This window comes from Alcanivorax sp. REN37, assembly GCF_041102775.1.
GTDB classification, from domain to species: Bacteria; Pseudomonadota; Gammaproteobacteria; order Pseudomonadales; family Alcanivoracaceae; genus Isoalcanivorax; species Isoalcanivorax beigongshangi.
Genome location: NZ_JBGCUO010000001.1, coordinates 2,569,152 through 2,580,437, shown reverse-complemented (window position 1 = coordinate 2,580,437; position 11,286 = coordinate 2,569,152). Strand labels below are relative to the sequence as shown.

Below are 11,286 nucleotides of genomic sequence, written 5' to 3'. Positions count from 1 at the left end.
GTCAAGGCTCAGGTAGTGCTGGAAATCACTGCGGTAATTACGCGGAAAGGTCAGCGGCGAGCCAGGCGGTTGGGCAATCGAAGGTAGGGCTGCCAATACGGTCAAAAGCGTTAAGGTGCGAGCAAGCATGAGCGATCTCCCGGTGGGTGGATCGTCACAGCCTAAGACTTAATAAGGTGCTCTAAAAATACTACTTTGGCGCCCTTGCTTGGTTCAGCGGTCCAAGTCGGGGAAATTGAAGCGTGTGCTTTCGCCCCGTTTGACGGTCACCGAAGCGCTGTGAGTGAAATGCAGCGGATCGTGCTGGGTAGGGAGGTCGGCCAAGCCCTGGCAGGTGAACGCCACGGTGTAGCCCCCGGCAGGAATATGGCCGAGTTCGTAGCTGTACTCGCCCTGGCTGTTGCGGGTGGCTCGGGCGGTGGCGAAGGGTGTGTCGTTAGCGAACGGCACGCCGTTGAGGCCCAGGAAAATGTCGCTTGGATAAGCGTTTTCGCCCTGGTAGAGATAGACCCGGTTGCCGGCATCCGGTCGATTCGCATCAGCGGAGCAGCGCCCTTGGAGATGAGAACTATGGATGGTGCCAACAATATGACCGCTGCTTTCGCGCTCCGCCAAACGCAAGCGCGGCAGCAGTTGGTAGCGGGGGTTACGGCCGCTGTTATCGCGGATCAGAGACTGGCTCAAGTCTAGGTCTAGTACCACGTCAGTGAGTTTATCTTTCACCAAACGTACGGGGGCGCGCACTTCCAAATAGCGGCCTTGAGCCGGGGGCTGCTCTTCGCCGAGGTTTAGCGGATATTCCTTGCCATCGGTACCGAGCACGAAGGAGGCGCGGTCACGCTCGGAGATATGCAGTCGCAGCCACTGGAACTCCCCGCCTTGTACCTTTTCGTCACCCACCAGTTGGAAACTCTGCCGGCCCTGGTAACGCAGCAGGTCATCGATCACGACGTCTTTCTTGAGCGGCACCTTAATGGTGAGCTTGTCGGTGCCGAGAGTGATGCCGGTGATGGTGAGCTGGACCCGCTCCACGTCATCCACCGGTGCGTCAGTGATGGCAACGGTGAGCCTGGCATTGCCTTTATTACCGGTCTCAACACTGCAGCCATCTTCGCTGAACGCAGCGAACACCCCGACCAGAAGCGTAGGCAGCAGATACTGATACATGGCGGGGCTCCTGAACTCATGGCATGGGGTGAATGTTGGTGAGACCGTCGTTGTAGATAATAGATCCGCTGCGGGCTTTAACGAAACCGGCCCGCGTGGGGCGGGCCGGTGTTGGGTTACAGCGCGCGGATCCGCGCGACCTGCTCCTCGAAGTGCTCCAGACTGCGGCGGTACTCATCCAGCTTCTCGCGTTCCTTGGCGACCACTGCTTCGGGGGCCTTGTCGGCGAAGCTGGGGTTATTCAGCTTCTGCTCGCCGCGGCTCACTTCCTTGTTCAGACGCTCGATTTCCTTCTGCAGGCGGTCCAATTCCGCATCTTTGTCGATCAGGCCGGCCATCGGCACGGACAGCTCCAGTCGGCCCACCAGCTGGGTGGCGGAAGGTGGTGCCTCTTGGTCGTCAGCCAGTTGGGTGACGCTGGACAGGCGCGCCAATTTGCACAGCAAGGTCTGCTGCTGGTCGGCACGGCGGCGGTCTTCACTGTCGCCGTGTTGCATCAGCAGGTCCAGCTCTTTGCCCGGTGCGATGCGCATTTCGCCACGGATGTTGCGTACCGCGCTGATTACGTCTTTGAGCCACTGAATATCACGCTCAGCACCGGCATCGAGCAATGCCTCGTCGGCAAGTGGGAAGGGTTGCAGCATAATAGTGGGCCCGTCGATACCTGCCAGCGGTGCCACTTTTTGCCAGATTTCCTCGGTGATGAATGGCATGAACGGATGTGCCATGCGCAGCAAGGCCTCCAGCACCTGTACCAGCGTGCGGCGGGTGCCACGCTTCTGCGCTTCGCTGTATTGGTCGCCGTAGAGCACTGGCTTGGACAGCTCCAAATACCAGTCGCAGTACTCGTTCCAGATGAATTCATAAGCGGCCGCGGAGGCATGGTCAAAGCGGAAACCTTCCAGCGCATCGCTGACGTCCTGCTGTGCGCGCTGCAGCTGGGACAAGATCCAGCGGTCAGCGGTGCTCAGCTCCACTTCGCCCTGGACGCCGCAGTCCTGGCCTTCGGTGTTCATCAGCACATAGCGGGCGGCGTTCCAGATCTTATTGCAGAAGTTGCGGAAACCTTCGATGCGGCCCATATCCCACTTGATGTCGCGGCCGGTGGAGGCCAGCGACAAGAAAGTGAAGCGCAGTGCGTCGGTGCCGTAGGCGGCAATGCCTTCCGGGAATTCCTTCAGAGTTTGCTTTTCGATGCGCGCCGCCATCTGCGGCTGCATCAGGCCACCGGTACGCTTGGCCACCAGTCCGGCCGCATCGATGCCATCAATCAGGTCCAACGGGTCGAGCACGTTGCCCTTCGACTTCGACATTTTCTGGCCTTCGCCGTCACGCACCAGACCGTGGACGTAGACCGTTTTGAACGGCACCTCGCCGGTGAACTTCAGCGTCATCATGATCATCCGGGCGACCCAGAAGAAGATGATGTCGAAGCCGGTGACCAACACGCTGGACGGGTGAAAGGTCGCCAGGTCTGGCGTTTTTTCCGGCCAGCCCAGCGTGGAGAAGGTCCACAGCGCCGAACTGAACCAAGTGTCGAGCACGTCTTCGTCCTGGCGCAGCGGTCGGTCACCGAGTTGGTGCTTGTCGCGCACTTCCTGTTCGGAACGGCCGACATAGACTTGGCCATCCTCGTCGTACCAAGCCGGAATGCGATGGCCCCACCACAGCTGGCGCGAAATGCACCAGTCTTGGATGTCGCGCATCCACGAGAAATACATGTTCTCGTATTGCTTGGGCACGAACTGGATGCTGCCGTTTTCCACCGCTTCGATGGCCGGGCGCGCCAGCGATTCGGTGGAGACGAACCATTGATCGGTGAGGTAGGGTTCGATCACCACGCCAGAACGGTCGCCACGCGGCACCATCAGGGTGTGGTCGTCGATTTTCTCAACCAAACCGAGTGCTTCGAGATCCGCCACCACCTGCTTGCGGGCGGCGTAGCGTTCTAGGCCCCGGTAGGCGTCGGGTACCTCGTCGTTCAAGTGCGCGTCGATGGTGAGAATGTTGATCATCGGCAAGTTGTGGCGCTTGCCGACTTCGTAGTCGTTGAAGTCATGGGCCGGGGTGATCTTCACGCAGCCGGAGCCGAACGCCGGGTCAACGTAGTCGTCGCCGATGATCGGGATATCGCGATCGGCCAGCGGCAGCCGCACGGTCTTGCCGATCAGGTGGCGGTAGCGCTCATCGTCCGGGTGCACTGCCACGGCGGTATCGCCGAGCATGGTTTCCGGGCGGGTGGTGGCGACCACCAGTTGGCCGCTGCCGTCGGACAGCGGATAGCGGAAGTGCCACAGGCTGCCTTTTTCTTCATGGCTTTCCACTTCCAAATCGGAAATGGCGGTGTGGAATTTTGGATCCCAGTTCACCAGTCGCTTGCCGCGGTAGATCAGGCCGTCTTCGTGCAGGCGCACGAATGCTTCCAGCACTGCGCGTGACAACTGCGGGTCCATGGTGAAACGCTCGCGGGACCAGTCCAGTGACGAGCCGAGCCGGCGCATCTGCTGGGTAATGACGTTGCCGGATTCCTCTTTCCATTCCCACACTTTGTCGATGAAGGCATCGCGGCCGAGGTCATGGCGGGTGAGGTTGTCGGCGGCCAGCTGGCGTTCCACCACCATCTGGGTGGCGATGCCAGCATGGTCGGTACCGGCCTGCCACAGGGTGTTGCGGCCCTGCATGCGGCGAAAACGAATCAGCGCATCCATTACCGCGTTATTGAAGCCGTGGCCCATGTGCAGCGAGCCGGTGACGTTCGGCGGCGGCACCATGATGCTGAACGGTGCACCCTGGCCGGTCGGCTTGAAATAGCCGGCCTGTTCCCAGAGCTGGTACCAACGTTGCTCGATGGCGTCGGGCTGATAAGTCTTGTCCATGGTCACGGATTCACTGCAGAAGGTTGTGGAAGGAAAGCGGCTGATTATACAGCCTTCGGCGCCGGCTGGGGGCGCGGGTTACAGCGTATGGCTGCGGACCGGGTAGCCGCGGTCGCGGTAAAACGACCAGCGGGCGCGGCCTTCGGTGCGCAGCGACGGGTCGCCGCAGATCATTTCCGCCACGCGACTGAAACGACCGTAGAAGTCCGGTACCTCGGCGGCGAGGTTGATCAGCACGTCGTGGCACTCGCCCGGCTGGTCAGTGAAGCCCAGCACGATGGGGGACTGCCCAGCGCCAGGGTCATCCTGCAGCACATGGGGGAGGAACGGGCAGAGCGCGCTCTGCCAAAGTTGATCGCTGAAAGCTAACGCCTGTTCGCGGTCGGGCAGATGGATGTAGACCTGGCGCTGTTGGCGCCAGGCCTTGTCTGCGATACGCCCGGCCAGCGTGGCGCGGATGCCGGGCGTTTCGGAGATGTAGAACAGCACTTCGGTCATGCGCCGCGGGCCAGATCGATCAGGTAGCGGGTGAGCATCGGCACGGGGCGGCCAGTGGCGCCCTTGTCCTTGCCGCCGCTGATCCAAGCGGTGCCGGCAATGTCCAAGTGCGCCCAACGGACGTCCTTGGTGAAGCGCGACAGGAAGCAGGCGGCAGTGACAGCACCGGCCTTCGGGCCGCCGATGTTGGCCATGTCGGCCACCGGGCTGTCGAGTTGTTCCTGGTAGTCGTCCCACAGCGGCATTGGCCAGCAGCGATCGCCGGTGGCATCGCCGGCATCGAGCAGGTCTTTCGCCAGCTCAGCATCGTTGGCGAACACTGCTTGGGCGTGGCTGCCCAACGCCACTACGCAGGCGCCGGTGAGGGTGGCGATATCGACCACGGTGTGCGGCTGGTACTCGTTCTGCACATAGGTCAGGGCATCGCACAGCACCAATCGGCCTTCGGCGTCGGTGTTAAGGATTTCAACGGTCTGGCCGGACAAGGTGCGCACTACGTCGCCGGGGCGGGACGCACGACCATCGGGCATGTTTTCCGCGGCCGCCACCACGGCCACCACGTGCAGCGGCAGGTCCAGCAGGCACAGTGTTTTCATGGTGCCGAACACGCTGGCAGCACCGCCCATGTCGAATTTCATTTCGTCCATGTTGGCGCCGGGCTTCAGCGAAATGCCACCGGTATCGAAGGTGATGCCTTTACCTACTAGGGCCACCGGGGCGTCTTTACTGCCCTGATATTCCATCACGATGATCTGGCCTTCGCGCTCACTGCCACGGGCCACCGCACAGAAGGCGCCCATGCCCATCTTCTCCGCTTCCTTCTCGGAGATGACGGTCACTTTCAGCTTCTTGTAGTCGCCGGCAAGCTGCTTGGCTTGCTTGGCCAAGAATGCCGGGTAGCAATCGTTCGGCGGCAGGTTGGCGAGAGTGCGCGCCAGCGCCATGCCCTCGGCGACGGCCACGCCTTCACGTTGCGCGGCGTCCGCTTGGTCGGCGGCGAGCGCGGTGACCAACGTCCATTTCTTCAGCGCCGAGGCGGGGGCTGGCTCGCTGCGGTACTCGTCGAAGCGGTATTGGGCATCGGCCAGCACCCGCGCCGCTTCCCGCACGCGCCAGTGGGCGTCTTGGTTGGCAGCGTCAAGGGTGTCGAGCAGCAACGCGGCAGAGCCGGCGCCGGTCTGGGCGGCAGCCTTGGCGGCGACGGCCACAATTTGTAAGAAAGCCTGTACGCCGAGCGGTTTGTCGCTGCCACTGCCGACCAGCAACAGGCGGCGCGCGGCCAACTCCGGTACCCCGCGCAGCAACAGCGTCTGGTGCTTCTTGCCGGCGAAATCACCGTCTTTCACAGCCTCAGCGACCACCGCGCGGGCAGCTTCCGGCAGGGCGGCGGGGAGATCAGTGGCGCCCTTGTTGAGCACCACCACCAAACAGTCCACTTTGAGCTTGGCGGCAGATTTGCCGCTGACTGCGTACTCCATCACTACTCCTGGGTTACAATGCGCCGGCTCCCGTTCTGGCCCCGGCAGGATTCGGTTTGATTCTTTACCGTTATATCAATCGACAGCTGTTCGCCACTACCGTCGTCGTCACTTTTGTGCTGGTGATGGTGCTGGTCAGCGGTCGCTTTATCAAGTATCTGGCCGATGCCGCGGTGGGTAACCTGGCGGCGGATGTGCTGTTCCAGCTGATGGCGTTCCGGTTGCCGGAATTCCTGCAGATGATCCTGCCGTTGAGCCTCTACATCGGCGTGCTGCTGGTGCTTGGCCGCATGTACGTCGACAACGAAATTGTGGTGCTGCGTTCCGGCGGGATCTCGGATTCGACACTGGTGCGCTCGATGTTGCCGCCAGTGGCGGTGACCTGTGTGGTGATCGCGCTGTTCTCGCTGTACGTGACGCCGAAGGGCGATGCCGAAGTGGCACGTATTTTTGAAGAGCAGCAGAACCGCTCGGTGCTGGAACTGCTGACGCCTGGGCGCTTCCATGTGCGCGGCAGCGACAGCGGCCACCAGGTCACTTACACCGAAGGCTTCAATCGTTCCGCCGGCGCCTTGTCCGGCGTGTTCCTGTCCGATTACCGACGTGGTGCCACCGAGGCTGAAGGTGCCGAAGTGCTGGCGGTGTGGGCCACCGAGGGCAAATTGGTGGAGCGCTATGGCATGAGCTATTTGGCACTGTCTGACGGCTATCAGTACCAAGGCAAGCCGGGCGAAGCCAACTTCCGTAAAGTCCATTTCGAGCAGGCATTGATTCGCATCGGTAAGGAAAAGCAGGTGGCGCGGCCGCCCAAAGTGCGCAGCTGGAGCACTGCCGATCTCTATGCCAGTGAGGACAATGACGCCCAAGCAGAGCTGCAATGGCGGGTGTCGCTGGTGCTGCTGATTCCGATCATGGTGCTGGCAGCAATTCCGTTAGCGCGGGTGAATCCGCGCCAAGGCCGGTTTGGCAAGCTGATCCCGGCGATCCTAGTGTACATGCTGTATCTGGGGGCGCTGCTGGTCACCCGCTCGTGGATTTCCGATGCGCCGCAGGGCCAGGTGCCGGTGTGGATGCATATGGGCTGGGTGCATTTGATCGCAGCGCTGCTGGTGGCATTGCTGTATCTGTGGCCGGGCTGGCGTGCGCGCCAGCGCTATGAGCGGGGACGCCGGGCATGAGGCTGTTGCAGGGCTACATCGGGCGTGCGGTGATCATGGCCGCGTTGGCCGTGCTGGGCGTGATCATCGCGCTGGACTGCCTGTTCAGTTTCATTGCCGAACTGGAGGGACTGCGCGGCAACTACCAGGCGCTGCAAGCGCTGCAATTCGTGTTCACCACGGTGCCGCGCCGCTTCCATGAATACATGCCGCTGGCGATTTTGCTCGGCACCCTGATCGGGCTGGGAGTACTGGCCAACAGCGGGGAACTGACGGTGATCCGCGCCGCCGGGGTGTCGGTGGGGCGAGTCAGTTGGATGGTATTGCGCCCGGTGCTGCTACTGCTGGTGATTGGCATGTCGGTGGGCGAGTTCATTTCGCCGTACACCGAACAGATGGCGCAGAGTAACCGGGCGATCGCTGAAGGCAAGGGCGAAGCGCTGAGTTCGCGCTACGGCTTTTGGCATCGCGAAGGTGACGAATTCATCCATGTAAACGTTGTGCAGCCCAACGGTGTGTTGTACGGCGTCACTCGCTACCGCTTCAACGAAGATCGCACCCTAGCGGAAGCCCAGTTTGTCGAGCGCGCGATCTACCAAGACGAGGGCTATTGGTTCCTCGAAGGTGTGCGCGGCAGTGCGCTGGAGCCGGACCGGGTTGAGGCTTACCAACGTGAGACCGACCGCTGGGATACTTCGCTGACGCCGCAATTGCTGGCATTGGTGGTGTTGGATCCGGAGCGGTTGGCGATGCGCAAGTTGGTGGAGTACAGCGGCTATTTGTCGCGGCAGGGGTTGGAGGCGGGGGAGTACTTGCTGTCGTTCTGGCAGAAGTTGTTCCAGCCACTGGCCACCTTGGGCATGGTATTGATCGCGATCTCGTTCATTTTCGGCCCGTTGCGTGAAGTGACCATGGGGCTGCGGCTCACCGCCGGCATCGTCGCCGGGATGCTGTTCTTTTATGGCCAGCAGTTTATTGGCCACCTGAGCCTAGTGTTCCACGTTTCCCCGTTAATGGCGGCCTTGGTACCGCCATTGTTGTGCTTGGTGGTGGGCACCGTATTGCTAAAGCGAGTGCGGTGAGACGCGGTGGCCAAGCAGTCCTGCTGGTCAGCGAGAGTCGCGTAGCGCCAACCACATTTCGAGGTTACTGACGGGGCCGCTCGCACGCCCAACCGTGGCACTCCTGCTTGGGCAGGGCGCTGCTGTGGTCAGCGACGTTTCGGTTTGGCGGGCAGCAACACTACCCGCGTGCCAGACAGCCAGTCGTGCAGTGCAGGCTTGCCCAGCAACACCGGCAGATAACCCAATCCCAGCAGCATCCACGTCAGCATTCCCGCCAACATGCGCAGCGTACTGTGGCGCCAGCCCATCGGGGCGCCGGAGCTGCGCACGGCGCGCAATCGCCAGGTGTGCATGCCCAGTGTTTGTCCGCCATGAGTCCAGAACCAGGTATAGAAGCCCCACACCAGCAGGCATAGCAGCGGGAAGGTCAGCGTTTGCTGCACCAAGCGGTTGGGTACCAGCACGCCGTTGACGGTGTCGGTAGGTAGTCCGAGCCAGATGAACAGCGGCGACAGCACACCGGCGGTGACAAACAACAGCGCGCACAGCAATAGGCCGTCATACATCAGTGCAGCCAAGCGGCGCCACAGGGAAGCAGGAAATACCGGGGTGGTCACGGGACGCGTTCTCCTCGGCGGAGTCGCAACGCTATGAAGCAGTGGTACCAGAGGCCGGACTCGAACCGGCACGGGTTTTACCCCAACGGATTTTGAATCCGTCGTGTCTACCAATTTCACCACTCTGGCAACGTGGGCGCGCAGTATAACAACTTCGCTGGCGCAGGGAAGCGTCTCTGGTATGAAAACCGGTCGATCGGTATGCTGTGCGCCCCCTGTCCTTCGTGCCGGTCAAGTACGATGCGCGTTGAAGATTTCGATTTCGATCTGCCGGAAGCGCAGATTGCCCGGCGTCCGGCGGCCCAGCGCACCGGTTCCCGTTTAATGGTGTTGGGTGAACAGACCCCAACCCATGGTCGTTTCACGGACTTACTGCAGCTGCTCAATCCCGGTGATCTGCTGGTGTTCAACGACACCCGCGTGATCCCGGCGCGGCTGTGGGGGCACAAGGACAGCGGCGGCCGCGTTGAGGTGCTGATCGAGCGGGTGCTCGATGATCAGCGTGCGCTGGCCCACATCCGCGCTTCTAAGGCGCCGAAGCCGGGCACCACATTGCTGTTCGAGCAGCAGGTGCAAGCCACCATGGTGGCGCGGCATGAGGCGCTGTTCGAGCTGGCGTTTGCTGGGCCCGAGCCCTTGCTGGCGGTGCTGGACCGGATTGGCCACATGCCGCTGCCTCCTTATATAGACCGGGCCGACGACAGCCAGGACCAAGAGCGCTACCAAACCGTCTATGCCCGTCATCCCGGCGCGGTGGCCGCGCCCACCGCCGGGCTGCACTTCGATGCGCCGCTGCTGGCCGACCTGGCGGCGCGCGGCATCGGCCAAGCCTTTGTGACGTTGCACGTCGGCGCCGGCACCTTCCAGCCAGTGCGGGTAGAGCAGGTGGAAGACCACACCATGCACCGCGAGCGCTATCAGGTGCCGGCGCAGCTGGTGGAGCAGATTGCCACGGTGCGCGCCGCCGGCGGCCGGGTGGTGGCGGTCGGCACCACCTCGCTGCGGGCGCTGGAGTCGGCGGCGGCCAGCGGTGTGCTGCAGGCGGGCAGCGGCGACACCGACATTTTTATTCACCCCGGCTACCGTTTCCGGGTGGTGGACGCGCTGCTGACCAACTTCCACTTGCCGCGCTCGACGCTCCTCATGCTGGTCAGTGCCCTCGCCGGCCATGACCGGGTGATGGCGGCCTACCAGGACGCGGTGGCGCAGCAATATCGGTTCTTCAGTTATGGCGATGCCATGTTTATTCCTCAGCGCTGGGATGCCGGCGCGCACTGATCAGGAGGGCGCACCATGTCGCGCATGAGTTTCGACTTGCTCGGACAGGACGGGCTGGCCCGCCGTGGTCGGTTGACGTTTCCGCGCGGAACGGTGGAAACCCCCGCGTTCATGCCGGTGGGCACCTACGGCACCGTCAAAGGCATGTTGCCGAAAGACCTGCTGGAGACCGGCGCTGAAATCTGCCTCGGCAACACCTTCCATTTGATGTTGCGGCCCGGCACCGAAGTGATCGAGCAGCACGGCAGCTTGCATGATTTCATGCGGTGGCCGAAGCCGATTCTGACTGACTCTGGTGGTTTTCAGGTGTTCAGCCTCGGCGCCATGCGCAAGATCAGCGAGGAAGGGGTGGCGTTCCAGTCGCCGATCAACGGCGACAAGGTGTTTCTGTCGCCGGAGCGAGCGATGCAGGTGCAGCGCAGCCTCGGGGCTGATATCTGCATGATCTTCGACGAGTGCACGCCGTTCCCCGCCACCGAGGAGCAGGCGCGCCATTCCATGGAGCTGTCACTGCGCTGGGCGCAGCGCAGCAAGGCCGCCCATGAAGGCAATGACGCGGCCTGCTTTGGCATCGTGCAGGGCGGAATGTATCCGGCGCTGCGCAAAACCTCGCTGGATGGTCTGACCGCTCTGGATTTTGACGGTTATGCCATTGGTGGGCTGTCGGTGGGCGAGCCGCAGGCGGAAATGCTGCGCATCCTCGACGACCTGACGCCGCAGATGCCGACCGACCGACCGCGCTACCTGATGGGCGTGGGCAAGCCGGAAGATTTGGTGGAGGGGGTGCGGCGTGGCATCGACATGTTCGACTGCGTGATGCCCACCCGCAACGCCCGCAATGGTCATTTTTTCACCCGCGAAGGAGTGGTGAAAATCCGCAATGCCGTCCATCGGCACGACACCCGTCCGCTGGATGAAACCTGTGACTGCTATACCTGTCAGAACTTCTCGCGCAGTTATCTCCACCACCTGGAGCGCTGCGGCGAAATGCTCGCTTCACAGCTCGGTACTATCCACAATTTGCGCCATTACCAGCGCCTAATGGCTGGATTGCGAGGGGCAATTGAAGCGGGTACATTGTCCGACTTTATTGACGATTTCTATCAAGCTCGGGGCCTCGCAACCCCTGGGCTATCCACCGACTGACGGGA

The 11,286-nt window shown here is 62.1% G+C and carries 9 protein-coding genes and 1 tRNA gene; 4 read left to right on the top strand and 6 right to left on the bottom strand.

What is annotated here, in order from left to right:
- Positions 1-213 precede the first annotated feature (213 nt).
- The 4 genes from AB5I84_RS11710 to AB5I84_RS11695 form a co-directional block, all read right to left on the bottom strand.
- Positions 214-1,167 (bottom strand): DUF4382 domain-containing protein, encoded by a 954-nt coding sequence (locus tag AB5I84_RS11710; RefSeq protein ID WP_369456044.1) that lies wholly within the window; start codon positions 1,165-1,167, stop codon positions 214-216.
- 116 nt (positions 1,168-1,283) lie between these two features.
- Positions 1,284-4,043 (bottom strand): valine--tRNA ligase, encoded by a 2,760-nt coding sequence (locus tag AB5I84_RS11705; protein WP_369456043.1) that lies wholly within the window; start codon positions 4,041-4,043, stop codon positions 1,284-1,286.
- A 78-nt stretch (positions 4,044-4,121) separates the two neighbouring features.
- The gene (locus tag AB5I84_RS11700) at positions 4,122-4,541 is read right to left on the bottom strand and encodes a DNA polymerase III subunit chi (protein WP_369456042.1); all 420 of its coding nucleotides are present in this window, start codon (positions 4,539-4,541) and stop codon (positions 4,122-4,124) included.
- Positions 4,538-6,019: a leucyl aminopeptidase gene (locus AB5I84_RS11695; RefSeq protein WP_369456041.1), complete on the bottom strand. Its 1,482-nt coding sequence runs from the start codon at positions 6,017-6,019 to the stop codon at positions 4,538-4,540. The genes AB5I84_RS11700 and AB5I84_RS11695 overlap by 4 nt, the downstream gene beginning before the upstream one ends.
- A gap of 56 nt (positions 6,020-6,075) precedes the next feature.
- On the opposite strand from AB5I84_RS11695, the gene lptF reads away from it, so the two are divergent.
- Together lptF and lptG are read left to right on the top strand one after the other, a co-directional pair.
- A complete protein-coding gene (lptF, locus tag AB5I84_RS11690) occupies positions 6,076-7,197 on the top strand; it encodes an LPS export ABC transporter permease LptF (protein ID WP_369456040.1) in 1,122 nt (373 codons plus the stop codon).
- On the top strand, positions 7,194-8,258 hold the full coding sequence (gene lptG / locus AB5I84_RS11685; protein WP_369456039.1) for an LPS export ABC transporter permease LptG: 1,065 nt from the start codon (positions 7,194-7,196) through the stop codon (positions 8,256-8,258). Before lptF ends, lptG begins: the two co-directional genes overlap by 4 nt.
- 128 nt (positions 8,259-8,386) lie before the next feature.
- Here lptG and AB5I84_RS11680 read toward each other — a convergent pair whose 3' ends face one another.
- Both AB5I84_RS11680 and AB5I84_RS11675 read right to left on the bottom strand, forming a co-directional pair.
- On the bottom strand, positions 8,387-8,857 hold the full coding sequence (locus tag AB5I84_RS11680; protein ID WP_369456038.1) for an RDD family protein: 471 nt from the start codon (positions 8,855-8,857) through the stop codon (positions 8,387-8,389).
- A 42-nt stretch (positions 8,858-8,899) separates the two neighbouring features.
- Positions 8,900-8,986, bottom strand: a tRNA-Leu gene (locus tag AB5I84_RS11675).
- A gap of 111 nt (positions 8,987-9,097) precedes the next feature.
- Between AB5I84_RS11675 and queA the strand changes: the two genes are divergently transcribed.
- Entirely contained in the window at positions 9,098-10,135 is a 1,038-nt protein-coding gene (gene queA / locus AB5I84_RS11670; RefSeq protein WP_369456037.1) for a tRNA preQ1(34) S-adenosylmethionine ribosyltransferase-isomerase QueA, read from the top strand.
- Between the two features lie 24 nt (positions 10,136-10,159).
- Complete coding sequence (gene tgt, locus AB5I84_RS11665; RefSeq protein WP_439650213.1) at positions 10,160-11,281, top strand: tRNA guanosine(34) transglycosylase Tgt; 1,122 nt, start codon at positions 10,160-10,162, stop codon at positions 11,279-11,281.
- Positions 11,282-11,286 lie beyond the last annotated feature (5 nt).

What these genes read in the sequence shown, in the direction of transcription:
- AB5I84_RS11710 (WP_369456044.1), bottom strand. Translation starts at nt 1,167, where the DNA reads ATGTATCAGTATCTGCTGCCTACGCTTCTGGTCGGGGTGTTCGCTGCG.
- AB5I84_RS11705 (WP_369456043.1), bottom strand. Translation starts at nt 4,043, where the DNA reads ATGGACAAGACTTATCAGCCCGACGCCATCGAGCAACGTTGGTACCAG.
- AB5I84_RS11700 (WP_369456042.1), bottom strand. Translation starts at nt 4,541, where the DNA reads ATGACCGAAGTGCTGTTCTACATCTCCGAAACGCCCGGCATCCGCGCC.
- AB5I84_RS11695 (WP_369456041.1), bottom strand. Translation starts at nt 6,019, where the DNA reads ATGGAGTACGCAGTCAGCGGCAAATCTGCCGCCAAGCTCAAAGTGGAC.
- lptG (WP_369456039.1), top strand. Translation starts at nt 7,194, where the DNA reads ATGAGGCTGTTGCAGGGCTACATCGGGCGTGCGGTGATCATGGCCGCG.
- queA (WP_369456037.1), top strand. Translation starts at nt 9,098, where the DNA reads ATGCGCGTTGAAGATTTCGATTTCGATCTGCCGGAAGCGCAGATTGCC.
- tgt (WP_439650213.1), top strand. Translation starts at nt 10,160, where the DNA reads ATGAGTTTCGACTTGCTCGGACAGGACGGGCTGGCCCGCCGTGGTCGG.